Source organism: Erwinia sp. S38 (genome assembly GCF_016624545.1).
In the GTDB taxonomy this organism is placed as follows: domain Bacteria; phylum Pseudomonadota; class Gammaproteobacteria; order Enterobacterales; family Enterobacteriaceae; genus Erwinia; species Erwinia coffeiphila.
In genome coordinates, this window is sequence record NZ_JACVTS010000024.1 from 67,113 (window position 1) to 90,507 (window position 23,395).

22 protein-coding genes and 2 pseudogenes are annotated in these 23,395 nt (G+C 51.3%); 7 read left to right on the top strand and 17 right to left on the bottom strand.

Annotation, left to right across the window (positions count from 1 at the left end; translation table 11 throughout):
- Nucleotide 1: 1 nt before the first annotated feature.
- The gene (locus IBT46_RS22190; RefSeq protein ID WP_200547444.1) at nt 2-1,558 is read right to left on the bottom strand and encodes a ParB family protein; all 1,557 of its coding nucleotides are present in this window, start codon (nt 1,556-1,558) and stop codon (nt 2-4) included.
- Complete coding sequence (gene dnaB-PI / locus IBT46_RS22195) at nt 1,555-2,943, bottom strand: SPI-7-type island replicative DNA helicase (RefSeq protein ID WP_200547445.1); 1,389 nt, start codon at nt 2,941-2,943, stop codon at nt 1,555-1,557. The genes IBT46_RS22190 and dnaB-PI overlap by 4 nt, the downstream gene beginning before the upstream one ends.
- Nucleotides 2,944-3,532: 589 nt before the next feature.
- On the opposite strand from dnaB-PI, the gene IBT46_RS22200 reads away from it, so the two are divergent.
- The 3 genes from IBT46_RS22200 to IBT46_RS22210 are packed head-to-tail and all read left to right on the top strand — an operon-like array spanning nt 3,533 to nt 4,946.
- Nucleotides 3,533-4,108: a hypothetical protein gene (locus IBT46_RS22200; RefSeq protein WP_200547446.1), complete on the top strand. Its 576-nt coding sequence runs from the start codon at nt 3,533-3,535 to the stop codon at nt 4,106-4,108.
- Entirely contained in the window at nt 4,090-4,560 is a 471-nt protein-coding gene (locus IBT46_RS22205) for a hypothetical protein (RefSeq protein ID WP_200547447.1), read from the top strand. The genes IBT46_RS22200 and IBT46_RS22205 overlap by 19 nt, the downstream gene beginning before the upstream one ends.
- Nucleotides 4,560-4,946: a thioesterase family protein gene (locus IBT46_RS22210; protein WP_200547459.1), complete on the top strand. Its 387-nt coding sequence runs from the start codon at nt 4,560-4,562 to the stop codon at nt 4,944-4,946. Before IBT46_RS22205 ends, IBT46_RS22210 begins: the two co-directional genes overlap by 1 nt.
- 32 nt (nt 4,947-4,978) lie before the next feature.
- On the opposite strand, the gene IBT46_RS22215 is transcribed toward IBT46_RS22210, so the two are convergent.
- The 13 genes from IBT46_RS22215 to IBT46_RS22275 form a co-directional block, all read right to left on the bottom strand.
- Nucleotides 4,979-6,631: a TraI domain-containing protein gene (locus IBT46_RS22215; protein ID WP_200547448.1), complete on the bottom strand. Its 1,653-nt coding sequence runs from the start codon at nt 6,629-6,631 to the stop codon at nt 4,979-4,981.
- A complete protein-coding gene (locus tag IBT46_RS22220; protein WP_200547449.1) occupies nt 6,621-8,138 on the bottom strand; it encodes a UvrD-helicase domain-containing protein in 1,518 nt (505 codons plus the stop codon). Before IBT46_RS22220 ends, IBT46_RS22215 begins: the two co-directional genes overlap by 11 nt.
- 201 nt (nt 8,139-8,339) lie before the next feature.
- On the bottom strand, nt 8,340-8,669 hold the full coding sequence (locus IBT46_RS22225) for a hypothetical protein (RefSeq protein ID WP_370569514.1): 330 nt from the start codon (nt 8,667-8,669) through the stop codon (nt 8,340-8,342).
- Nucleotides 8,670-8,758: 89 nt separating this feature from the next.
- Nucleotides 8,759-9,070 (bottom strand): DUF5983 family protein, encoded by a 312-nt coding sequence (locus IBT46_RS22230; RefSeq protein ID WP_200547450.1) that lies wholly within the window; start codon nt 9,068-9,070, stop codon nt 8,759-8,761.
- Nucleotides 9,067-10,005: a DUF1281 domain-containing protein gene (locus IBT46_RS22235; RefSeq protein ID WP_200547451.1), complete on the bottom strand. Its 939-nt coding sequence runs from the start codon at nt 10,003-10,005 to the stop codon at nt 9,067-9,069. Before IBT46_RS22235 ends, IBT46_RS22230 begins: the two co-directional genes overlap by 4 nt.
- Nucleotides 10,006-10,107: 102 nt before the next feature.
- Nucleotides 10,108-11,094, bottom strand: coding sequence for an ArdC family protein (locus IBT46_RS22240; RefSeq protein ID WP_200547452.1), 987 nt, complete (start codon nt 11,092-11,094; stop codon nt 10,108-10,110).
- 74 nt (nt 11,095-11,168) lie between these two features.
- Complete coding sequence (locus IBT46_RS22245) at nt 11,169-11,765, bottom strand: hypothetical protein (protein WP_200547453.1); 597 nt, start codon at nt 11,763-11,765, stop codon at nt 11,169-11,171.
- A 71-nt stretch (nt 11,766-11,836) separates the two neighbouring features.
- A complete protein-coding gene (locus IBT46_RS22250) occupies nt 11,837-12,448 on the bottom strand; it encodes a hypothetical protein (RefSeq protein ID WP_200539306.1) in 612 nt (203 codons plus the stop codon).
- An 80-nt stretch (nt 12,449-12,528) separates the two neighbouring features.
- Entirely contained in the window at nt 12,529-13,137 is a 609-nt protein-coding gene (locus IBT46_RS22255; protein ID WP_200539305.1) for a hypothetical protein, read from the bottom strand.
- A 67-nt stretch (nt 13,138-13,204) separates the two neighbouring features.
- Nucleotides 13,205-13,549, bottom strand: a complete 345-nt coding sequence (locus IBT46_RS22260) for a hypothetical protein (RefSeq protein WP_200539304.1) — start codon at nt 13,547-13,549, stop codon at nt 13,205-13,207.
- A gap of 13 nt (nt 13,550-13,562) precedes the next feature.
- Nucleotides 13,563-13,904, bottom strand: coding sequence for a hypothetical protein (locus tag IBT46_RS22265; protein WP_200539303.1), 342 nt, complete (start codon nt 13,902-13,904; stop codon nt 13,563-13,565).
- Nucleotides 13,905-14,002: 98 nt separating this feature from the next.
- Complete coding sequence (locus IBT46_RS22270; protein ID WP_200539302.1) at nt 14,003-14,350, bottom strand: hypothetical protein; 348 nt, start codon at nt 14,348-14,350, stop codon at nt 14,003-14,005.
- A 305-nt stretch (nt 14,351-14,655) separates the two neighbouring features.
- Nucleotides 14,656-15,552, bottom strand: a complete 897-nt coding sequence (locus IBT46_RS22275) for an integrase domain-containing protein (protein WP_200547454.1) — start codon at nt 15,550-15,552, stop codon at nt 14,656-14,658.
- Nucleotides 15,553-16,497: 945 nt separating this feature from the next.
- Between IBT46_RS22275 and IBT46_RS22280 the strand changes: the two genes are divergently transcribed.
- The 3 genes and pseudogenes from IBT46_RS22280 to IBT46_RS22290 form a co-directional block, all read left to right on the top strand.
- The gene (locus tag IBT46_RS22280) at nt 16,498-17,133 is read left to right on the top strand and encodes a hypothetical protein (RefSeq protein WP_200547455.1); all 636 of its coding nucleotides are present in this window, start codon (nt 16,498-16,500) and stop codon (nt 17,131-17,133) included.
- Nucleotides 17,134-18,318: 1,185 nt separating this feature from the next.
- Nucleotides 18,319-18,768 (top strand): translesion error-prone DNA polymerase V autoproteolytic subunit, encoded by a 450-nt coding sequence (umuD, locus tag IBT46_RS22285; protein ID WP_200539299.1) that lies wholly within the window; start codon nt 18,319-18,321, stop codon nt 18,766-18,768.
- An 8-nt stretch (nt 18,769-18,776) separates the two neighbouring features.
- A pseudogene (locus IBT46_RS22290) lies at nt 18,777-18,902 on the top strand (DNA polymerase V subunit UmuC); the annotation flags it as partial.
- A 25-nt stretch (nt 18,903-18,927) separates the two neighbouring features.
- Here the strand turns inward: IBT46_RS22290 and IBT46_RS22295 are convergent.
- Nucleotides 18,928-20,544, bottom strand: a complete 1,617-nt coding sequence (locus IBT46_RS22295; protein ID WP_234480243.1) for a tyrosine-type recombinase/integrase — start codon at nt 20,542-20,544, stop codon at nt 18,928-18,930.
- A gap of 581 nt (nt 20,545-21,125) precedes the next feature.
- Nucleotides 21,126-22,118: a site-specific integrase gene (locus IBT46_RS22300; RefSeq protein ID WP_200539298.1), complete on the bottom strand. Its 993-nt coding sequence runs from the start codon at nt 22,116-22,118 to the stop codon at nt 21,126-21,128.
- Nucleotides 22,119-22,182: 64 nt separating this feature from the next.
- Between IBT46_RS22300 and umuC the strand changes: the two are divergent.
- Nucleotides 22,183-23,329, top strand: a pseudogene (gene umuC / locus IBT46_RS22305) (translesion error-prone DNA polymerase V subunit UmuC); the annotation flags it as partial.
- Nucleotides 23,330-23,395: the final 66 nt, after the last annotated feature.

Below are 23,395 nucleotides of genomic sequence, written 5' to 3' on the forward strand. Positions count from 1 at the left end.
TTTACCCTTCATTGACAGGAACAACAGGCGCAGCATTTAAACGCTGCAGTTCTCGTAGGCGACGAAGGATCCTGATAAGTCGGAAGAGGGTCAGGGTCTGCTCGTCATTAAACAGCGGTGAGTCTGATTCGGATGACCCGATCAGCAAAACCGTCGAAAGCCTTACGTCTTCGGCGTGATGAGTTGCTCCGGTAAGCGAGTCCAGAAAGATGGCCACATCAGATGCGTGACTGGCAGAAACCATCCGGAAACCCGGTGAAGTTTCACTGTCACAGGCAGGCTCAAGATCATCGCCGCAACCATGGGCGCTGGCAATTTCCCAGCTCAGGCGCCATGAGAGGTTCTGAAGATGGTCGATGTCGTCCTGGAGAGCATTAACGTGCCACAGCGAGTCAGTTACGGCGTGTTCCTGTGGCTCAGAAACTTCAGCCGGGTCTTTTACGAGGGATGGCTGTATATCTGGTTGAGCACAGAAATAATCCGGGATGACGCTGGCCTGGTCAGAAGGCTCCTGACAACTGCTTCGCTTTTCGGTGCGTGCCTCCTGGTCATCCGGATTTTGAAAATCGGGTGAATTATTGTCAGAACTCTGGTGAGGCTCAGACTGCTGAAGTTCAGTCTCGATTGAAATATCCCGGCCACCTTCCTGTAACTCTGCTTCCGGCACTGTTTGTTCCACTGTAGCAAACGATATGCCGTTTTCCGGCTCCATGGCGTCAGGTATGGAGTTACCTTTTAACTCAAGCAGCCAACCATCGTAGTTGAGACCTTCACAGGGAAACGCTTGCGTGAGATCGCCGATTAACTCATCCCTGAACATCTCAAAAGACCACAGCTCAGGATCGTCAAATTTGCTGCAGCACGCGCCAAATACCGGAGTAAAATCTGTATCAGTTTCAATAAACTTTTCTGCCTGATACTTTTCCCAGATTGATTCAGCGCTTTTACGAAGCTTGAGCAGCTGTCGAAGTTCCTGCCCGCCAAACCCTGAGCACAGAAGTTCAGGCATCCACGGATAGATGTGCCTGACGACATCCTCCATACGGCAGACGCTGGAAAAATGGACGGGTAACCCATTTTTTGTCAGCGCGGTCGCCAGCTCTCTTAACGATACTTTCTTACCTATTTCCTCTTCCAGCAGCCGTCTGGCTTCCTGAACTGAAAGGGCTTTATCAATGAATGTCAGCTGGCCGTGCGTTTCATTTTCTGCCAGATGGCCCGTCAGGCAATCGAAGCGTCCCGCCCATGGTTTCACCACGCAGGTCATCCGGTAAAAACGCTCATCTCCGGTTTCGTCCCACAGTTCACGCATAATGGCATAACGGGTGTTTCCGCCATCGCTGAAGGTCCATACACCTTCAGGAAGTCGCGGGTCGCGGGTGACCAGTGGAACGGAGTCGAGACCACGCGCGCGGATTGACGATTTAATGTCATCGTAGCGGGGGTTACGGGTTTTGCGTGGATTATCGGGATTGGCGCACAGCTGGTCCAATGTGAACTCATGGGCGATGTTTACTTCCTCAGGCACTGCGCGTTTACCTGGCTGATCCTTTTTCACTGTGCAGGCCTCCGGTAATCATAACCGAGGTCATATCCCCCTTCCGGGTATTCACTGAAGAGAGTAAATTTACCCTCAAACTGCGTTTTGATGGTGCCTGTTGGCCCCTGCCGCTGTTTACTGATGATGATTTCGGCCTGGCCGGGATGTGCCGTATCGGCGTGATAAACCTCATCACGATAAATAAAAGTAATCAGATCGGCATCCTGTTCGAGTGCCCCTGAATCACGAAGGTCACCATTATTAGGACGCTTGTCCGCACGCTGTTCTACCTGGCGGTTGAGCTGTGACAGTGCAAGAACGGGACACCCCAGTTCCTTCCCTAATGCTTTGAGCGAACGGGATATCTCTGCAATTTCCTGCGTGCGATTTTCCATGTCCGGACAGCGCATCAGCTGAAGATAATCCACCATAATGAGAGACGGCTTACCGTATTTACGGACATATCTGCGGGCACGGGTGCGAAGGGTAGCTGGCGTTTGGCTGCTGTTATCATCAATAATCAGCCTTTGCCGCCACTGCGCCATTTCCTGTGCGCCCATACTGATCCGGCCCCAGTCTTCGTCACTGAGATTTCCACTTCGCAGGCTGTTGAGTTCTACTCTGCTGCGCATCGACAGCATCCGCATGGTCAACTGGTCGGTGGGCATTTCGATACTGAAGATGATCACGTTCTCTTCCGGTCGGCTCAGCAAAGCACCGATGCCCCAGCTGAGTGCCAGCGAGGTTTTACCCATGGAGGGACGCGCGGCGAGTATGATCAAATCGCCGGGCTGCAGTCCACACGTCATGAAATCAAACTCAGCCATTCCGGTCGGCGTTCCCGTAATTCCATTGTCTGCAGCTGTGGCCACTTCCAGCTTGCTCAGCAGCTGATCCAGCGCGTGCATGATTTCCGTTTCGCACTCGCTAGCATGCTGTCCCTGCTCACTTAACCGGAAAAGCGCATCTTCTGCGAGGACGGCAACACTAAGGGAATTCAGCCTGCTACTGCCAATATCTGCCAGAAGAGAGTTGCCAATGATCTGTAGTTGTCTGAGCCGGCTCTTTTCGAGAACGATCCCGGCATAGGAGAGGATATTTGCCGCCGAAGGGGTGTTCTTGCTGAGTTCTGCAAGATAAGCAAAGCCGCCAGCCGTTTCGAGCCGCCCTTCTCTTTCCAGCGTTTCACTGAGGGTGATAAGGTCAAAAGGCTGTAATCGCGACGACAGCCCACTCATGGCTCGAAATATCGCCCGATGGGCGCCAACGAAGAAATCGTCTCCGGTAAGCAGGAGATTGATATCGTCCCATCGTTCATTATCGAGCATCAGCGCACCCAACACGCACTGCTCGGCGTCGGTATGGTAAGGAATACTTTCTGTTACTAATGGTTTTTCAGGCATGAGATGATCCCTCCACAAATTAACGTGGATTAGCATTCGTTTGATGAATGAGGTGCTAGCTGTTAACTGACTGAGCCGCTAACTCTTCTGTATAAATGTCCAGATAACGATCAATGAGACCCTGTACAATTTTTGATGCGCTCACCACCCGGCCTGAAGACTGAGTGAGCCTGACGGCACAGCTTTCAGTTTTCATACGTCTGACTGGACCTATGTAAACGATGGGTGCAGGGTTTTGGGCATCAGTTACTGAGGGCATAGTCTCTCCGGCTTAAGTCAAAGTGTGGATTTCTTCTTAACTCAAATTATTACTTTCAGGCCCCACTGTTCTGGCGCCCTCATTGATCCCGAATGCTCAGCAGCAACACTCATCATGCAAGTAGCGAAAATTTGACCCGACTTATGAAAACCATGCCAGCGCTGATGAAAGAGTATGAAATTCTTTAACGTTTTATTTATAAAGTCTTTAAATATTACCATCACTTAAGACTTTGGTGCAAATATTTCCCATTTAATGGTATTTATTCCCACATCGAAAGCTAATTTTTCCTTTAGAATCATGTGTATTGTTTTCGCCCAGGACGTGCACATGCTTGACACAATTGAGAAGAGGCTGAAATGTTGCCGCGCGGCAACCGGAACGTCGCCTCAGGAAGTGGTAAACTACGTTCAGCAGAAGAACACAGACCTCTCCTACACGACTTACACTCGCTGGGAGTCTGGCGGTACCGTACCGCCACGACGCATTGATGTGATCAATCTGATTGCAGGCTTTTTCAGCGAGAGCGGTCTGAAGGTTGAAGGTGACTGGATCATGACGGGTGCGGGATTTCCGCCGCAGTTCACTGAATACACCAAGCTCGATGAAGATACCCTTTTCATACTGGCCAGCCGCCAGTTACCCGACGTTGAACTCATACAGGTTGGCGGCACATACGGCGAGCCTTATATAAGTTTCGGAGAGTTCTGTATTGTATCCAATGAGCGAACTCTGGACCCTAATAACAACAAGCTATGCCATGTAAGGCACAAAAACGGCTTGGTAATTGGGGTGGTCAAAATAGTTGACGAGGATAACGTCACTATTGAAGGTGTAAAAAGCACGGCCATTAAGAAAGAAGATATTCTCGAGTGCCGGAGAGTGAAGTGGATCCAAAAGAGGTAAAGCTAAATTTTCATCGCTGCAGTACTGAGGTCATAAACTTCCTTAACAAGCTGGAAAAAACGACCTATATATCCACGTTGCTGATTGAAAAAAACACTATTTCAGCCCATCAGAGCAATGGTTATGCGGACTGGGATAACAAGTTTTATTACGATGGGAAATACAAAGACAGCCTTCTCATTAAAATTGGTATTGAGCTGACGAAAATCAAAAAAGGGGACGTCAGTACAGTGGTCTGGGATGACGCTCTCCGCAATGACAAAAATAATGTCATTGATGAACAACGTCGACAACACAACATTTATCACGGCATCAGCTTTATCTATGGAATTGAAAATGAGTTGAGTATGGCACTCAACATCTGTACCGGGGCTGACACCTCGCAAAAGGAATTTGAAAATCTGATACTGCCTATGCGGTTTGCGCTACTGAACTATTTTAAGGACTTATGATGTTTACCAAAACCTATTCCGTAGACGAAAATCACGTTGATTTTCAGGGTGTTGTGGATGGACTGTACTATCCCTTCTACATGGAGTGGACGCGCCACGCTTTTATGAAAGAAGAACTTGGACTGGATCTCGAACAGGAGTTTGCTGAAGGACGCCTTCACATGATCCTGGAATACACGATGCGCTTTAAAAAGAGCCTGCAGAAAGGAGATGAAATGCAGGTAACATGTGTCCTCCAGGCAAACGAGAAACGCAGCCGCGTCAATTTTGTTCAACAAATACTGGTTAACGATGTTGTGTATGCGGAAGCAGTATTCACCGCTACGTGTATCGCAAACGGCAGACCTTGTGTTCCTGATGCAGTTAAAAATGCTATTCCGGCATAAGTTGTCTGAGGGAACCCTGCCGGGTTCCCTCGTCAGTTCTCAATAAGAAGATATCGGCTGTCTTTCACCTTATCCTTTCCTGTCTGATAAAATAAAGAGAGACGGACTAAATACCCACTCCGCTTCTGATATTTACCTTCCAGATCTTCAGATTCATATATGCGCACTCTGAAAAAACGTTTATCGTTGCGCATATGCAACACGCCGTTCTTTTCAAATGACGCCTGCACAGCCCTGCGATCATTATCAATACCTGTGGCCTCGATGAATTTAAAGGCCGCGCCCGGCAGGGAAATAAACATAAACCCACTCACTGCATGAAGCAGACTATCTTTCTCATTTACGCTGAGAAACTTATTATTAACCGACTCTTTGAGCCACAATAAAAATTCCTCTCCGAGATTATTTACATCTTTGCTTTCAGGTGCAGAGAGAACAACGGGATTTTCCAACGCAACTTTTTCTTTATTGGTTTGTTCCAGCATTGAATCAATGACAGGCAATGTCTCCTGCGCCTTTTCATCGGGAATAAGTTCCAGGCTTTCATCCGGGACCGCAAATTCCTGTTCATTCATATCCTGTACAGTTAAACACCCATCTGCTGTAGCCGTAACTGCTCTCTCCGCCTGTTCATCCACATTACTGTCCGCCGGTTCAGCTACAGTAAACATGCTGAGAAGGACGGTTGTATCGTCATCAGCCGCTTTTTCAGCCACTGACTGCTCAGTTACTGCGCCGCAGTTTTCTGAAAGTGCTGAGGGTAAAGACCCGGCTTCATCATCCGCAGTTAACGGAGGTTCATCGTTCACTGGTGCAAGACCGGAGGCCAGATCCACTGCACTTTCCGACCCGATACCGGCGAGTGCAGAGGCAGCACTGATGATATCGCCAGGGAAAATCGTCGCCGGCAGCCCCGGATCCGCTATCGGCACTGCAGCGGCCATTTCAGGCAAGCCTGCTGGCGGAGAACCGGCGGGCGAACCGCTGATGCCTCGCGCTTTTTCGAGAATTTCTTCGATAAGCGGCATGGCCGCCATATCCCCGCCGGCCAGAGAAGCCATCACCCGCATGGCCTGGCGATCGCCACAAAGCCAGGTGACCCCGTCATCAGGCAACAGCCTGGCGGCCATTATTGCCGCCGTACCGGCATCAGCTGCATTGCTTATCCGGAATCGATAGGGTGCACCCGGCGATGACATACCGGGGATCCAGCATTGCCCGTCCAGTAATTCACCTTCAATCTTGGTCAGTTGTGGCAAATGCGCGGTAAGCGCTGACCAGAAAACAATCGCATTCCAGAGCGTGTTTTTAGCGGCCTGTTCCTCAGGTGTCGCGCCCGGAGGAAACATATGCCCTTTCGCCAGCCTGACGCTGCAGGCGGTAAATTTCAGGGTGAGATCGATGTATCCGCCCTCTTCACTCCATTCGCCTTCCGCGCTGGCCGGCACGTTCTGTACGCCTTCAGCGAGTCTTTTCAGCGGCGCCAGGTAAAGCCGGTTATAAATCTCCTCAGGCAAGGACGTGTTGTCCCAGATTTGCCTGAGAAGGAGCTTACGATGCGGGGAAGAAAACAGCTCTGCGGCTTGCTGCGGCGCGAAATATCCCGGCGGAACCTTACCGCCAGCCTGCGCTGGCTTAGCCGCGGTTTGCCCCCCGGATATCATGGTTATGAGCTTACTGAACATTCTGGCTCCCTGATAATTCAGCTTCATTGCTGATATTAAGCGCAGCCTCTGCGCTCTCTGAGTCCTTTCGGCCCGGCGTTTCAGAGTCTTCGTTCAGTGCATCGAGGCAGCCGGTCACGATACCGACCAGCTCATTCGGCAACAGAATTTTGCGCGCGCGCGTCACCGATACGTACAGAAGATTCAGCTCATCTTCTTTTTCGCGCGGGTTTAAAAGGGGATCGGTAATATCAACAAAATCGTCGCTGATTTTGACCGCGTTCCACTCAAGCCCTTTACTGCGGTGCGCCGTCACGACCGTCACATCAGCATCGCTTTCGCGCGTCACCGCCTGCTTTTTTAACACGGCCAGCAGCATTGGCAGTGGGAAGTACATGTCCAGCAATCGTACACCCTGCCCCATTTCCGGATCTTTTGTGGCTTTGGCAATGGTTCGATATTCTTCAAAGTCGCGATAATCGCGCGTCAGCTGCGGCGACTGAATGCGATCGGGCATATCGACCGAAAGCCAGTACAAATCTTCCAGTTCACCAATGCGGTATCCTTCCATGCCGCCCACCCAGTACACCTTTTTACCCGTCAGGCTCTCTATGAGGGCTGAGCCAATCACGCCCGCTACCGTCCGGCTGATAACGCAGCAGTGCGCGGTTCCGGCGGGCAGTTCGGGTACAACCTGGTCCTTACCGCCAAGGCCACAGACCCGGCGGGTTTCCCCCGCCTCGGCAAGCAGGGCATTCGCAACGTCTGCAATCGCCGGACCAAACCGGAAGCTGTTCGTCAGCCACAGCCTGTCTGCAGCCTCCAGCTGCGGCGAAACGAGGGCGTTTTCCGCCCCCCTGAAGCGATATATCTGCTGATAACGATCGCCGACAAGGATGATGCGACAGGGCTGGCTGAGAACAAACTGACTGGTCACCGGATTCGCATCCTGCGCCTCATCGAAAAGGATCACGTCCCATTTCATGTTCAGCTCCGGCACTGACAGCTGATAAAGTTTAAGATAGGTGTCATGCGTCACCGGAAAATGTGAATCCATCCGGGTCATTTCGTGCCATACGACCTGTGCAGCGCCGAGTATTTTGCCCGCGTCCAGTCCGCCCCGATCGCTCTCATCGGGCAGATGCAGAAATGAGATTTCCCCGTCGGCTCTGTACAGAAAGGTGTTAAGCGTATTCAGCGCAGTCCGTGCCAGCAGCCAGTGACGGGTGTTGAGCAGCCGCGCAATATCCGTTACGCGCAGAGACGTGGTAAGCCGTGCCTGGAAGTGCCGTCCGAACGTCGGCCATGCAAGCTGATGAAACGTCCTGCATTCCACGTTAAAAGGAAAACGACGCTCGGACTCCTCCCTGATCGCGCGATTGTAGGCGAGATAAAGCATCCGCTCCTTGGGGTTTGCCAGCGCGTAGGCTTCAAGCGTGGACGTTTTGCCCGTGCCGGCAAACGCCGTAACGACAAGTTTTCTGCCTTTCCAGGCGATGATCTGTGCCTGCTCCTGCGTGGGTTGCATGTAATCAGTACCTCCGTCAGCGTCAAGCCATGAACCATGCCCTGCCTTGGAGGCGGTATCCACCGCAAACTCTATACTGGCCCGCAAAAAAAAACGCCTCCGGAGAGGCGTTATGGTCAGGCTGCGCGTTGCTCTGCGCGGCTGAGTTTTGCTGCCCACCTGGCGGTGTGGTGCAGCGGGGTGTAAAGCGTGCGACGCCGCTCAGGCGTCAGCGCGTTTCCGGTCACAACCTCTGCCGCAATGCCGCAGAGCGAGATCCATAAAAACGCTGCCGAGAAAATCACAACGTTCCTGATCGAGCGCCATCACGACATGACCCAGTAATTCAGCCATCCGGGTGACGTCTTCCTTCTCGTAGCCGGCAATTATGCTCAGATACTGCTTTTCCAGCTCTGCATCGTGCGCAACGCCATTGTGCAGCGCAATGACCGCGCAGCTGACGAAGTCCTCAAACACCTTGTGCCGGTGATGATAACGGGCCGTGGTGTTGAAAATCTTCAGGAATGCGCTGCGATGGTTGATAAAAGTCATGCGTGTTCTCCATAAAAAAGGGGAACACGCCCCCTAAGGAAGTGTTCCCCTCAGGGTGTGAGGCAAGCCTTACGGCCCGCCTTTTTTGGTTACCAGCTGTACGTGGTGAATCCTTCCGTTTCCGGAGCCCCTGATTCAAAAATCAGGATTTCCACAGCATCCGAACGCATCATAGAAGCGATCACGCGGCGGGCTTCTTTCGATAGCCCGGCTTCTTTCAGCCGCAGAACCGGCGCGGTACACGCGGTTAACCGCAGAAGATAGCCCCCGCCGATATAGTGGATCCACTCACCGTTACCGACTTCACGGGTCGTGATTTCATCCAGCAGCGCATTGTCTTCTGCGCTGAGGTGAGCCGTCGAAATAACGCGGCAGCGAAGGTACTCACTGTTGCCGCTCATACCTGTACCGCCTGCTGAACGGATGTTGCACCTTCTGGTTCATGAGGTTCAACGACCGGCACCAGATGAAGCCCGGGCCTGCCGTCGTCCAGCTCGTCAATAATCGCCTCAGCACTGCAGACGTGCTCGCCCCGATCGTAACAGTCATAACCATCCAGATCGTGAACCGGCTCGCTGTACCAGTGCCGAATTTCACAGTCAAAGGTAGATGACAGTGCCGCGATGACCTCTGCTGCCGGCGGGAACCAGGCGGAATCAAACGCAAGTTTTATGCTGCTGACGCCATCACGTTCCCAGCTGACGTTGTGACCTGCCGGCCACTCCATACCGTACTGCCGGCAATAGAGGCTGCAGGACGTAGACGCCCCGGACAGGAGTCCGCCACTTCCGTTCAGTTCGGCAGCCAGCCGGCTCGGGATTATCTGCAGCATATCGCAGGGTTGCGCCCTGTCAGGCAGCTGACTCAGTCGTTCCCAGCACTGACCCGGATCGATTTCCCGGGAAAGCGTGGCAATACCAAACCAGTCTGCATAGCGTTCCTCAATGAGTCGCGCGATATGTCTGCGTGAAACGTCCGGAATACTGTCCCAGCGGATCGCGTCGATACCCGACTGATGGTAAAGCCGCTCAATTTTGCGCAGATGCTCCCCGTCAAGCGGTACGTCATTGCGCAGTAAACCGAGCCACTGATCAAACGCCAGGTTGGCTGGCGTGCCCTGTCCCGTTCCGCTCTGCATTAACCCGGGAAACGGCGGAAAAGACTCCGTTTTAACCGGGCGTAGCAGGCCACCACACCCCGCCAGAAACAGCTTTATGCTGCGCATGACGGCGTGACGGTAAAGCGGTACGGCTTCACCGCTGATCCACTCCTCCATGATGCTGATGAGCGCTGATTTTCCGATGATTTCTAAACGGTTATGGCACCAGTCTGACATGGTTAATTCCTCTTCTTTCAAAAAGAAGAGGGCACTGTCCCGTGAGGAACAATGCCCTCACGGGACGGCAACGTGTTTACTTAACGATGCCGGGTTGGTGTGTTATGCAGCTTCAGCCGCACGTTGATCTAACTGCAGTAAAAACTCTGACGCTTCTCTCGCGTGCCGGCAGGCACGAAAGAGTGCTTTTTTGTCCGACTTCAGTACCTCAAGCCACGATTTTATGTAGCTGTCGTGCTGAACATCGCCAAACACACCGAGCTGGGCGCAGAGAAACGCGCTGCCCATCTCCGCTATCAGCTCCTCAAACGCATACACCGGATCGCCGAACGTTTTCGACGGTTTGGTTATGCCTTCGCGGTTCAGTCGTGACTCATGGCCGGTGGCGTGTACAACTTCATGCAGCAGCGTGCTGAAGTAGTCGGCGTGGGTAAAAAACTGTTCAGCCTTCGGCATCAGTATGGAATCAGTTTGTCTGGCGTAACAGGCCCGGTTCTGTAATCTGAACTCAACCTTAACGCCCGCCATATGCACAATCTCACATATCCGTTTTTCCGTCGGCCAGTCGATCGTGCCGGGGTATTCAGCTACGGGAGATTCATGCGGTACAGCCGCAACACTGTCCGGTAAACCGTCACACTGCCCGACGTTAAACAGGAAGTTAGGCTTGATCATGGCCCGCGATTCCATCAGCGGCTTACCGTCGGAATCAAACAGCTTGTTTCCGCTGGCATCCTCAGCCTGCTTTTCAAAAGGTCTGAAGATGATGGCCTCTGATGACGTTTCACCTTTGCGAACCTGACCACCCAGCTCCTGCGCCTGACGATACGTTACCCAGCGATCGGTGCTGTATCCTTTTTCCTCTGCGGCCAGCCATAACAGCAGCACGTTTACGCCGCTGTAAGGTCTACCGGTTAAAGCATTAACCGGTAACGGACCCGCTGCGGCGTAACGGCCGGCAGTGCGCCACGGTTTTTTCCATGGCGCCACGCCGTTCTCCAGTGCCTCAACGATACGGTCAGTGACCTTCTGGTACAGATCGACGCTCTCAGTTTTCTTCGTGCGACGGGTTTTGGTTGGTTTGGTCATGGGATGTTCCTTAAATGAAAAAAGGGCGCATCCCTCCCCTGACGGGCGAGAAATACGCCCGTCAGGGAAAGTGGTTAACGCACCGGAGAAATAATCTTTCCGTCGGCGGTTATGCTGTTCAGCCGCAACCGAAGTTGCCGCCTTGAATGATAGAAAGCGTGGCGGTCATGCCGCTTACTGTCAGTAAACATTGCTTCTTCAAGCATTGAAGCTGCCGAACCGAACCACCGGGCCCGCTCTTCGTCGCAGCTGCAGTCACAAAAATCCGAAGTCCTCATCAGGTCGATCCGTTCACAGAACAGCGCGAGTTTACGCTGACTGAGCCAGCTGATGGTTTTGCGCTTCAGCTGATAGAGTGAACGGACAGACAGAACAACCACCCTGTCTGCCGGCGTTATGGGATTGAAAAAGGCCGGGTCATCTACAGTCAGATCGAACGTCTCAGAGATCTGACCAAAATTCAGTTCTACCTGCACGCCCGGGTCTGTACTCCCGCCGCTGTATTCAAGGGCATAAATGCGCTCTTTGCGGTAGAAAAGCTGACCGGGTAATCCGTTCCTGAACTCCAGGAACAAACCTTCCTGCGAACAGATAACAAGCCTGGCTGACATAGCCTGATGGTAAGTTTCATGAAACAGCTGCGCGAGCGCGTCACTGTTGAAAGTAAACATAGGATCACCTGCTGTAATAGCGGGATCTGTCTCCTTCCGGAGAGCAAATCCCGGAAGGATGGGTATACAGGTCAGCTGTTGTGCTGCTGAGCAAGCCAGAACTCAATGCCTGATATGGCTTCCCACTCTTCAGTGGTGACCTGCTTGCCGGGACCGGAGGTTTTTACCAGCAGCAGGTGTTCAATTGCACCGGGTATAACAAACGATGCCGGTATGGTTTCAGGTGCTCTGGTAAACATATCCATATTCCATGCCAGCCATCGCTGCGCGAAACGCCAGCTTTGCGGACAGGAACTGGTTATGTAATAGCTTTCGGGGCATAGGTTATGCAGAAGAACCAGCACGATGCGCACGAATAAATCCTGTCTGCATCGCTGGCTTTCCACTTTGCGGTATGGCCGAAAATTATCCGAAAGCGTCTGCCTGAGATAGAACGGATTGAGGCAGTAGCCTTCGCCGTCCTTATGGTTGAACGTGACCGAACCCTCTTCGTCAAAAAGCTCTGAAGCGCGGTTCATGTTAAAACCCAGCTGCTTATAAGGCCGGAGCTGAGCGGGAAGAAGCCAGAAGGCTTCTTTAACTGCGTCGGTAAATCTGAACCACTGTTCATCATTTATGGACGCTCCCTGCTCAAACTGGTAAACGCCCGGAAGGACCAGAGGTTCGGTTGGTGTATGTGTCATGGTAAATCTCCATTAAAAAGGGGATCTACCGCCCACAGGGAGGTAAATCCCCGTTGGGTTAAGTTAGATCGATTGCCGGATCAGCGTTTGCCGGTTTTCAGTTCTTCGAGCGCGAACTCAAGTTCTGAAATCAGCCCCCAGTCAGCCGTCGTAAACGGACGTTCCCCCCCGGAAACGCTTCTGATGAGCAGTTCATCAGCTGCGCCGGTAATGAAACCTTCCGTGCTGAAAGGCTGAGGAGTATCACTGTCCGCAATCAGTTGGTGCCGTATTGCCCAGCGAACCGGAAGCGCCCAGCTGAGGCCGCCGGCTGATGACGTTATCTCAAAGCAGCCTGAACAATGGTGATACAGCATCAGCAGCGCAATCCGCGTGAAGAAGTCGATGGGCTGACCTTCCGTTTCAATACGCAAATCAGGGTTCATATCCAGGGTAAACATCACGCTACTGGAAATGTAATTCCCTTCGTCTTTTCCACCGAATTCAAATGCCTCGGGGTGAGGAAACATCATGGAAGCGCGTTCCAGACGAGTACCGTCAATTGGCGAGCACGGGCGGAGATGTACCGGTAACACCCAGAATGCTTCAGTGACTGCCAGAGTAAAACTGTGCCACTGGCTAGGGGATATCCATCCGCTCTGCTTCACGGTATAGGTCACATGTTGGGGCGGTACGGAGATTGGTGTCATGATAAATCCTCAAAAAAGGGGATTTATCCCCCTTATGGGGAATAAATCCCCACAGGGTTACGTCAGATTAGAGAGATTCTAATCTGGCAATTTCCAGATCTCCCAGACCGTCATTATGACCATCTGAAGAAATCCGTTCATGCAAAGTGCGGTCGAGCCTGATGCTCATGGCACGGATGGAGTCAACCAGGTCAGCACAGCCAGGACTGATAAAGCGGTCCTGAACCATACCGAACTCAAGATTGTAAATAACGTTAATCTGAACAGCAATCGTGACGGGCAGCTCACCGTAGAGGTGCACCTGCTCGTCAAGGTCGTCCAGACCAAATCGCTGATAGGCTAATGCCGTAAGCATGTCGCCCTCGTATTTAGCTAACTGCAGCATATCTGCCAGGTTCGTTGAAACAGTCATATTCGACTTTCCCTTACTGATATGCATAACGCAGGTTTGCCATCTGATCCGCCAGCTTCAGTGCAAAGCGGCGAGCCTGACGGTAAGAGCGGAATACCTCATCCGGCTTTTTCAGAGAACCAAACCGGTGATTACCGTGAAACGTGCCGGAACGTGTAAGTATGCCAGCCGTCCATTTTCCTGAAGGTAACTGATGAACCTGAACCTTAAAGCTGAGTGAGCCAGCCCGGTTCATAATCCACTCTTCTTTTCTTTTACCGGCAGCGGCGAGATCCCGCAGGGATGACGCCGCAGCAGAGGCTGCTGAAAAGATGCCTTTTATGGAAAAGGAGGTTGGTAATAAAAGGGTATGCATGGTGTTTCTCCTGTTGAGCGGGAAACACCTGCCCTGTCGGGAAGATGTTTCCCGAGGGGCATTCGCATAGCGAATGTATGGTTCAGACGACTGTGCTGTTACTTCTGAGCGGTGAACACCCTGAAAGTTGCAGCATCAGATGCGGCATGCTGAGCGGCTTTCGCTGCAGCTTTGTGTGTAAAATGCTTACCGTGCCGGCTGAAAACGAACTCATCGCCTGGCTGGCCTGCAATCGACGTTCTTGCCATAACAATGGCGTGATAACGTTGATCGTCAAACCAGACGCGGGAACAAAATTCATAATGACCGGAAGGTGAAGCAAGCCACGGTGTTCCCCTGAGTGCAGCCTTAAGGTCAGGACATTCAGATGCAACACGGGTTGCAACGGAAAGGACCAGATCGAATGGCGTACGCAACTCATTCAGAAACGAGCGGGTTATGGACATAGTTTCTCCAGAAAACAGAGAAACATTTGCCCTGTCGGGAATGTTTCCCCGAAGGACGAAGGCCGGAGCCGGATGGTTGAATGTACCTTCATCGCCAGGCAGTAGGAGCCGTGATTGACGATATCTGCTTCCAAAGGCGGGCAGATGTACCACACTGATGTGTTCTCCCTTTCAGGCAACAGGAGTGTTGTTTGCAGCTACCCGAAGGCGGTCATCTCAAGCTACAGACCATTGGTGGTTGTCCGAAGACAACGTAAGAAACGTTTTAATAATAGCGTCTGCTTAAGGCAAATTACAAGAGCCCGTTATTCATCAGACTCATCAAGCCGGTTATAAACCCGTGCAACATAAGCTCCTCGCCCGTCACCATGTCCAAGATCCATTGAAACTAGAGCCTCAGCCTCTTTGCGACTCATGCCATTTTCTAAATGATGATTTACGGCATCCTTAGAATAGGCATACCTGAGACTATGTGGCGCATGGATTCCGGTCATTCCACTTTCACGTAATACGTTATGATAACGATCAAGCGCCTGATGAAGCGTTGGCTTATCGATTAACTTGCCGTTATTTTTTTCTATGTACTGAATAGCTTCATTTAACAGGTTAACAACCTTCTCTTTATCAAAAACGGTGGCATCACGTGGACGCCCTCCTTTAGAGCCAAACACAACGCGTACATTATTATTTCCGGATTCCAGACTTTTTCGCCAGGTATTTAATGACTTTGCCGACTGAACCGTTTCCTCCGCGCGCAACCCGATATATCTGGCAAGCTGCACACCTAAAGCAACCCCCCTGTCTTTCTCTGAAACCGTCAGGACAATTTCTTTAAGACGTTCGTCAGAAATGGCAACTTTAGTGCCTTCGCGGCTGGATCCGGAAATATTCAGTGCCTGATTACTCAATTTATCATGCGCGGGATTAGCCAGAACGTTACGTCCGCCTTGTGACATGATTGAACGTAATGCGGCCATTTCATTTTGCAGCGTCCGGGACGAAATATTTTCATCCTGACGACTACGAATATAGTTCTCGATATGTTTGGTTTTAATATGGCTTACGTCCCGAATCTGAATATTAAGGGTTGCCAGTCGCTCCGAGAAGCGACTGGCAATCTTTGAACGATCAGAAACCGTTTTAAAACTTCCTCCGCCCTGACGTGCGAGCGTGACGAGCTGCTTACCTAATTTACCAGACAATTTTTATCTCCTTCAGAACCTACAGCTGTAAGCCCATAAACCCACAGCTGTATGACTCTGAATCTGTACTTCTCTTCCCCGATGACATGGTTGCTTTTGCGCTTCCTGCGTCTCGACTGGTATCTGTGCATCGGGGCGGCGAAATGTTGAGTTCTTGCGAGGCTCCCCAGGTCTCTGACCTGTTTGCGGCTTGCGCCGTGCTGACGTTAGTCAGTCTGCCTCCGTACACCAGTTTCCTGATGTCGCCATCGATACCGAGTCGATCATTCTCCTTCTAATAAAACGCCCTTAACGGGTTGTTCGTTAACGTCGCGTCATGGTTGATAAATAGCCAGTTGTGCATCTGAAAACACGTTATACGTGCACGTCAGAATGTACCGGCATGCTGAAAACCGCACTGTACGTGGGTTTGGTCGTTATGCGCTGCGCGCGTCACTTTGTTCTCGTTTCACTCGAACCAAAGTGACGCCGCGCAGCTTCATGCTCCTAATGCGTCTTCCGCAAGCGCCCAAATGTTCCAAATGGGCTTATGCGTCATAGCAAAAGTCGTATGCAGCACAGGGCGTATCCCTGCAAATATTCATAACGTTAGTGAAGAAAAGCATCATTGTGGATGCCTGTCTGAGGGCGTGAGGCGTATGTAAAAGCCATGCTTTGGTGTGATTAATGTACCCCCATCGTCGCGTCGTAGGTGCGCTTGTTTTGACGATATCTGCTTCCAGGAGCGAGCAGATTTACCACACTGATGTGTTCTCCCTTTCAGGCTACAGGAGTGTTTTCGTAGCTACCCGAAGGCGATCCTCTCAAGCTACCGGACCATTGGTGGTTGCCATAAGGCAACTTATTGCCAATGAACCTTATCAATACATGAATGTTATTGTCAAAATCAAACTATCATATTTTGTTGATACTAGGCTTGATCAGCTTACTAACATGGAGAGAGAGATGGAAAGTATCAGTAATGCCACTATTCTAACCTTAGCAGTGACAATATGTTTAGCTGCTCTTAATTTTTTCTTTGGTATTCACGGAAGGTTGAAGAAATTTACTAACGAGAGAATTTCAGTTTATAAAGAGATATTGTCTCTTGAAGATAGCAATGAGGAGTTATCTGATGCTAGAAAGATTGCAAAGAAAAAATTAAAGGAGCAAGTTTTTTATGAGCTTACTAAAATAAAATGCACCCTGCATGCCACGTTAATGCTGGAAATCATGAAAAATAACCCCTACCTAGACACTAAGAAAGAAGCTTCTGTCAGAACAATAATTGACTGCCTCGATAAGAAAGTCGTTAATCTGAGCCCATCAATAACTAAAACAACATTATCACTGAACCGTGCAAGATTTCGAAGCAAACAGAATAGAGGGATATTTTGCGTAGTTTTTTATATCATTCTTGCAATCATTTTTTCTCAAGCTTCATTTTCTTTATCTGAAAATAAAGAACACATCCCGCTGGCTGTAGTTACAGGATGCATATCGATATTTATGCTAATAAGATACACTTTTAACTTAATATATTACCCTGTACTGGGCAGCTTTAAACATTACAAAAAATTGATTTCGATACTTAAGGTTTGAATGTCAGTGATATATTTTTACCATGACTCATCATAGTTATTATACCTTATCCTTTGCGATAACCGTGACTTCAATAATTCACATTTAACATTGGGAGTGAATGGTGAGCATTAATTAGGGAGGTGAGACACATAATTAATGAGTAGCTTTAGGTTTGAATTTCGTGCTGAGTTATATTATTGGATAGGTCTTTTTGTACAAAAAAACCTGTAGAAGTTGCCATCATAAAGTTTGCCACCGTACCCCATTATATGCAGAGATTTGGTGCTGATTAAAAATAGATTACCAGGAACAGATAATTTACCCTCCGTTAAATCATAATTTATATTCTAAAGTGTGTGCTGCTCCCTCTTTGAAGCGATGAGTTTAGAGAGACGTGTTGTTGACGTTTTGTGTGAATCGGCTGGTTCTTTACTCCGGTTTAAACATCACCCTTTAGAGAACCTTTGCAGCGAGGACATAAACAAACCCTGGTAACGGCAGACTTCCGGGTTGGATGGGGATATTTTCAGGTCTAACGCAGTGGTCAGAAATCAATATCCCCGACGTTCAAATACCTTTAGAAGACCAGGGAGCCTGTGCTTGTCTCAACCCCGGTGAAAGTGCTTTGACGCACATTGTGGGAAAGATTGGCATGATGACGCCGCAGAGGCAGCGAAACGGCGATATGCTCAAGAGTGCCCGGCAGTTTAGACGCTATTCATGCGTCGGCAACGCCATCTGCAAATGTAAAGTTGAGGTCTAGAACTGTTACTGACAACTGTGTTTCTTTGTCATCAACCGTCTCCCGCTGGTTAACAGAGCCCGGATCAAAGGTCCTTAGCGAAAGGAATAATTGTCCACAATGTGGGTGCACAGACCTTCCAAAACCCTGTGGACAATTTACCGCACGGCGTGTCAGTCAAGGAATTGATAGTGGGAGGTCATTAAATGAGCACATGACGCCGATTAAATGAAGTAGCAGCGTTGCGGGCTAGTAAGTCGGCGTCCGATAAATACCAAAAATATTTCATTGTTCTTCATAGCCCTGAGCACGAGCAGGACGGTTCCCTAAGAAAACTGACTTGTCATCAAATCCCGGCTCATTAATACTGTACATATAAACAGCATTATCAGAGGGGGATTTATGTGTCATACCATGTTTTTTTCAGCCGGTAAGTTGTTTTTTATCACGGAGTGGCAGTCATGAAGCCCGTGGCCTACAGTCCCGGCCTGACGATCCTCTGGCCGCCAATATTCACGTCCCGTATACTTGTTCCGTTATTTGCAGATCCTTGCGCGGCGGGCTTCCCTTCCCCCGCTCAGGATTACGTGGAGTCCGAGCTTGATCTCAACGAGCTTTGCATACGCCGGCGCGCCTCGACATTTTTTGTTCGCGCCAGCGGCAGCAGCATGCAGGAGCTGGGACTTTACGACGGAGATGTCATGGTTGTGGATCGTGCCGAAGAGGCATCTCACGGAGATATCGTCATAGCCGAGGTTAACGGTGAGTTCACAGTTAAGCGCCTGCAACTGCAACCACGTCTTGCTCTGCTGCCCATGAATCCAGCCTACTCAACCATTTATCCTGACGAGCTGCAGCTGCTCGGCGTGGTGACCTGGTTTTTCAACAGCACGCGCGCGCGACGGAGATAATCATGCCCATGTTTGGCCTTGCCGACGTTAACTCTTTCTATGCTAGCTGCGAGACACTTTTTCGTCCCGATCTGCGCGGCAAGCCCGTTGTGGTGCTCAGTAACAATGACGGCTGCGTTATTGCACGCTCAGCAGGTTATGTGGAATTTCAATACTGGTTTATTTATCTGGTGTCGCAACATCTTTTAACTTATTAATCAGGGCAGCCACTGCCGCAGCGTCGTTTTCTACAGCAGCCTGCTCGTCATCAGTTAAAGGAATTTCCTGCATCATTCGTATCAGGCTCTGCTGACTTTCCAGATATTGGGTTGAAGAGGATGATTTCGGCATGTAAAACGCGCATTTTGCACAGGCCATGCGATGCGGACACTGGTCAAAAAAATCATAGCTACATAATCCGTGACCAAGATCATAATAACGCCAGGGCTTACCTTCGGCAGACTGTCCTGATGCGATCACGTTCTGATCGATCAGAACTGTAACCATGCGGCGATTCCTTTCAAAATAGCCTGCATTCTCCAGTGAACCCGCCAGCCTGGTTGGCGTAATATCGACATAATGGCGCGTAGACTCTGGCGAAGCGTGTCCCAGCCATTTTTGAAGTTCAAAAATATCCAGCGGCTCCCGGGCGTTATAAAGCTGACTGGCGATGGTCGCTCTTGCCCGGTGGCTGGTGATCCTGCCTCTGGCATCATGCTCCGGCAGGCCAGCCTTTTTGCATAATAAAGGGATAAGAGATTTATTGATGTAGCCCGGATTAACGCATTTTCCCCGGTGCATAAACAGAAAATGCACGCTTTCGCCGGTTTTGAGATCTTCCTGCGCCGGTTGCGCCCTTCGAACCTGCTCCCACCGTTCGATCGATTTTCCTACAGCCGGATCTACCGGTTTGGTAAATGCCGCCCAGGTCTTGCTGACCGGCACGTCCAGCAGGCAGATACGGGGTGAATTATTGTCTTCCGGCAGCTGCCAGCTGATACAGCCGCAGCGCATACGAAGGATTTCATCCCGCCTCAGCCCCCCAAAAAGCCAGAGAACACTGATCGCAGAGACCATTTCCAGCGGATAATAGTAGGGCGAGGTTGCACTGACCGACAGATCTGATTCATGAAGATTAAGGCCGGCGTGAAGCAATTTACACCAGATGTCGTCGGCCACGGGGCGAGGCGCAGGGCCGATTAAAGATGTCAGGCTGCGCGGAGCGCGGAACACCCTCTCCGGGCTAAATTTAACGGGGATCCAGCCCCATTCCTGCAGGTCATGGAAGAATGTCTGTACGTGCCTGATCAGTCCTTTCCGGGCGGCGGGCATCATCAGCATCCCCTGGCGTTCCTTATACATCCCACCAGGATTTGACCAGTCACCAATCTTCATGCCGCATGCTGCTGTCACCCAGCCAATGGCGGTGTCACGCGTCCAGTCTGCAGGTGAAAGTAAAGCCGGATGGCGTGCCGCCAGCCAGCGGCCGCATTTCAGTAAAACATACCAGCAGCTCAGAACGGTAGAAGGACGCAGTACTGAGGTGGCTTTCCACCGTTCGCACCATGACAGCCATTCAGCGGGAACGTCAGCGACCGCTACGTACTCAAGAGGCGGGCGGCGGCGTGGCCTGATGCGGTGGTCAAAGCCCTGCGCAATGATGCCCGAGGCAGCCAGTATGCGCGACAGCGTGGCAGAGGCTGACCGGATATAAGCCGGTCCCGTTGCAGAAATGCGCTGTAAAGTCTCCACCGTAAGTTTGTCCGGGCGGGGTTCATGCTGGATTAGCATGGCCATACACAGGGCATTTCTGATACGACTGTCGCTGCACTCCCGCTCAGCATACCCCAGCTGACAGGCCATATCATCAAACAGGGTAACGGCAGCCTCCGTGGTCTGTCGGCCAAACACCTTCAGGCAGAGGCGATACTGGAAAAACGCGCCGCAGTGCTCCAGCCGGTCAAAACCGCATAACAGCCAGGCGATCGCCATCACATACTGCCGGCAGTTGCCGCTCGCACCAAAACGCCGGCGAAATTCACCTTCAGTACTGCCGATGACCGCAGACCATTCTTCCGCAGACCAGGCCCAGTACGTTTTCCGGGTACGCTGCATCTCAAGGACTATATCATGAATGGCTGAATTATAAGGCGCGCTGGCCGTATGCATCCTGGTCAGTATGTGACGTAACGGCAGTGTAAGGCGGGAAAGCGGCTCCAGCGCACAAGGTGGCCAGTTTTTTCCACCTTGCCGAAAGTGATCGATTAGCATATCCAGAGCTTCAGGTTCGCCTGACAAAAAATCAGATCGCGCATCCCACCGCGGGTCAGGAAAGACAAACGACTCTGCCGGGCAGGGAGCCCGCTTATCGGAGCGCATCACTGTGTAGATTCACGTAGTGCGGCGAGCGTATTGGTACGCAGGGATGCTACCGTGCGCCCGAAGCGTTGGCTCAGGTCACGGGCGCTGAGATGAATATACAGCAGCGTTGACTGGATGCGGCGATGGCCGGCGAACATGGCAATCTCATGGATGTCCCAGCCGGCACGGGCCAGTTCCGTCAGGCAGAGATGCCGGAAGGTGTGGGTGCTGATGGATGGCTGGCCTGCCTTAAGCGCAAGACTGCGTACGATCTTGGACCAGGTCCAGCCGCTGACGGGTTCCGCCCGGTTACGCGGTGATCTCGACAGAAAAAGCGGGCCTCGGGATGTGCTGAGCTGGCGACGTTCAGCCAGCCAGTCCATAAAGAGTTCTCCGGTAACTGACGAATAAGGCACCACGCGGCCACAGCGGTTTTTGGTGTTCTCAGCGCGTACAGTAAGCAGCCGCCGGGCCGGATCGATATCGTCTGTGGCAATTTTACAGAGCTCTTCTCTGCGCAGCGCACAATCGTAGGCCAGCGCCAGCATAAAACGGGTCCGGATATCAGCCCGTCCCGCCACCTCCAGAAAATGCACCCAGTCCTCATCATCGGGGATCCACGGCAGCCGCCGCTGCACCGGTACGATGCCCGGTCTTCCCTTCCCGTTGTTTTTCCACATGCCCCGTCTGACCGGATTTTTCTCCCGCAACCCCTCCTCACAGAGCCAGTCACAGTAAAGTCGTACCACCGTCAGCCGGTGACGGATAGTGGCAGCCGCGAGCTGGCGACTGAGGTGCAGACTACGCACATAGAGTGCGACCGTGTCACGCCCAGCGGCAACAGCAGTCTGAGCAACGGAGTGGCAGAAAGCGAGCCAGTCATTGATGCCACGGGCATAGGCATCAACAGTGTTTGGGGCACGCAGCAGGTCTTCCTGCAGGCATACCCACCGGAGTGCTGAAGGATCGGCTGCCAGAAAAGGCAGTGTATCCAGCCGTTTTTTCTGCACAGTGCCCCCTTACTAAAATCAGCATGTGTTGTATGAAATATAGTCAATTCCAAATAACATAGATGCAAAAGCACTGGGTATTAAAATGGGGGCGCCATGGTTTCAGATAAAATCGGAAACTTATCCTGAAAAGGTCTTTATTTTCAGTTCGAACTACGGGCTTTACCATGATCTCAGCCAGCGTGTCATGACCGCTTTGGAGGAGCTGACGCCCCGCGTTGAGCAGTACAGCATTGTACGAAATGTTTCTGGACCTGACTGGCATTGACGGTTGTGAAGACTTTGAGCATTTTGGCCGTCGACTGAGAACCCATGTTTTGAATACAACAGGTCTAACTGCAGGTGTGGGAATGGGACCCACCAAAACACTGGCAAAATCAGCGCAGTGGGCAAGCAAGGAGTGGAAGCAGTTTCGGGGCGTTCTTGCACTGACAGCTGGCAATACTAAGCGAACCGCTACCCTTCTGGAAAACCAGCCGGTGGAGGAAATTTGGGGGGTGGGTCGGCGCATTGGCAAACGTCTCAACCTGATGGGCATCAATAATGCCCTTCAGCTGGCACGTACCCACCCTGCCCTCATACGTAAGAACTTTAACGTGGTGCTGGAGCGAACCGTACGTGAGCTGAACGGCGAATCTTGCATCCCGATAGAGGAGCTACCTCCTGCTAAACAGCAGAATTGCTGCTCAAGGTCATTTGGTGAGCGCATTGCTTCAAAAGTGTTCATGCAGCAGGCGCTTTGTCAGTACACAACGAGGGCCGCCGAAAAGCTCAGGGGCGAGCGTCAGTTTTGCAGGCGTATCTGCGTGTTTGTTCGAACCTCCCCCCATGCAGTCAAGAATGTCTTTTACGGTAACAGCGCTGGCGAAAAGCTAAACCTTCCCACACAGGATACGCGGTACATCATCGAAGCGGCCATGCGATCGCTTGACCGTATATGGCTGGAAGGTCGCCGGTACATGAAGGCGGGCATCATGCTTGATGACTTTACACCGAATGGCGTCAGCCAGTTTAATCTCCTTGATGATACTCAGCCACGGAAGAACAGTACGCAACTGATGAAAGTGCTCGACGGGACCAACCAGTCAAGGCTGGGGAACTTGTGGTTCGCTGGACAGGGAATTAATACGGAATGGAAAATGAAACGGGAGATGCTCAGCCCGTCATGGACGACACGCTGGTCTGATATTCCTGTTGGACGCGTACTTTAATCAGACGAAAGGGTCTCAGTCTGAAGTTGTTTTAGTATTCCACATAAATCATTCCATGAGCAACAG

Coding starts and splice junctions, on each gene's coding strand:
- IBT46_RS22255 (WP_200539305.1), bottom strand. CDS start 13,137: ATGACACCAATCTCCGTACCGCCCCAACATGTGACCTATACCGTGAAG.
- IBT46_RS22240 (WP_200547452.1), bottom strand. CDS start 11,094: ATGACCAAACCAACCAAAACCCGTCGCACGAAGAAAACTGAGAGCGTC.
- IBT46_RS22265 (WP_200539303.1), bottom strand. CDS start 13,904: ATGCATACCCTTTTATTACCAACCTCCTTTTCCATAAAAGGCATCTTT.
- IBT46_RS22215 (WP_200547448.1), bottom strand. CDS start 6,631: ATGTTCAGTAAGCTCATAACCATGATATCCGGGGGGCAAACCGCGGCT.
- IBT46_RS22250 (WP_200539306.1), bottom strand. CDS start 12,448: ATGACACATACACCAACCGAACCTCTGGTCCTTCCGGGCGTTTACCAG.
- IBT46_RS22270 (WP_200539302.1), bottom strand. CDS start 14,350: ATGTCCATAACCCGCTCGTTTCTGAATGAGTTGCGTACGCCATTCGAT.
- IBT46_RS22280 (WP_200547455.1), top strand. CDS start 16,498: ATGGAAAGTATCAGTAATGCCACTATTCTAACCTTAGCAGTGACAATA.
- IBT46_RS22210 (WP_200547459.1), top strand. CDS start 4,560: ATGTTTACCAAAACCTATTCCGTAGACGAAAATCACGTTGATTTTCAG.
- IBT46_RS22225 (WP_370569514.1), bottom strand. CDS start 8,669: ATGACTTTTATCAACCATCGCAGCGCATTCCTGAAGATTTTCAACACC.
- IBT46_RS22260 (WP_200539304.1), bottom strand. CDS start 13,549: ATGACTGTTTCAACGAACCTGGCAGATATGCTGCAGTTAGCTAAATAC.
- IBT46_RS22235 (WP_200547451.1), bottom strand. CDS start 10,005: ATGTCAGACTGGTGCCATAACCGTTTAGAAATCATCGGAAAATCAGCG.
- IBT46_RS22230 (WP_200547450.1), bottom strand. CDS start 9,070: ATGAGCGGCAACAGTGAGTACCTTCGCTGCCGCGTTATTTCGACGGCT.
- dnaB-PI (WP_200547445.1), bottom strand. CDS start 2,943: ATGCCTGAAAAACCATTAGTAACAGAAAGTATTCCTTACCATACCGAC.
- umuD (WP_200539299.1), top strand. CDS start 18,319: ATGAAGCCCGTGGCCTACAGTCCCGGCCTGACGATCCTCTGGCCGCCA.
- IBT46_RS22200 (WP_200547446.1), top strand. CDS start 3,533: ATGCTTGACACAATTGAGAAGAGGCTGAAATGTTGCCGCGCGGCAACC.
- IBT46_RS22220 (WP_200547449.1), bottom strand. CDS start 8,138: ATGCAACCCACGCAGGAGCAGGCACAGATCATCGCCTGGAAAGGCAGA.
- IBT46_RS22295 (WP_234480243.1), bottom strand. CDS start 20,544: ATGGCCATGCTAATCCAGCATGAACCCCGCCCGGACAAACTTACGGTG.
- IBT46_RS22245 (WP_200547453.1), bottom strand. CDS start 11,765: ATGTTTACTTTCAACAGTGACGCGCTCGCGCAGCTGTTTCATGAAACT.